At 56.7% G+C, this 453-nt stretch carries 1 protein-coding gene; it reads right to left on the bottom strand.

Going from position 1 to position 453, the window contains the following annotated elements:
- Positions 1-453, bottom strand: a 453-nt coding sequence (locus tag V5T57_RS20690; RefSeq protein WP_332893169.1) for an autotransporter-associated beta strand repeat-containing protein, incomplete at both ends; no start/stop codon positions are given.

Here is a 453-nt window from a genome sequence, read left to right as displayed (position 1 = left end):
ACCACTGTTGACCACAGAGCCACTGCCCAGGGTACCAGAGGTTCCGCCACTACCCACTTGCAGAATCCCGCTGGTGATGGTGGTACTGCCGCTGTAGCTGTTGCTGCCACTCAAAATGGTGGTTCCACTACCTGCCTGCTCCAGCGTGCCGGTGCCAGATATTCCATTGGAGAGCGTCAAACTGTCACTACGGTTGGTGATCAACGCACCACTGTTAACGACCGAGCCACTCCCCAAGGAACCGGCGGTACCACCTGTTCCAACTTGTAGCGTCCCGCTGCTAATGGTGGTGGTGCCCGAATAACTATTGCTACCACTAAGTGTGGTTGTACCGCTGCCCTTTTGCTCCAAGGTTCCCGTACCGGAGATGGCGTTGGAGAGGCTCAAACTGTCACTGCGGTTGGTAATCAAGCCACCACTGTTGACCACAGAGCCACTACCCAGGGTGCCGCT

Source organism: Magnetococcus sp. PR-3, from assembly GCF_036689865.1.
In the GTDB taxonomy this organism is placed as follows: domain Bacteria; phylum Pseudomonadota; class Magnetococcia; order Magnetococcales; family Magnetococcaceae; genus Magnetococcus.
The sequence above is the reverse complement of the archived record's forward strand: the minus strand, read 5'-3'. Positions and strand labels throughout refer to the sequence as shown.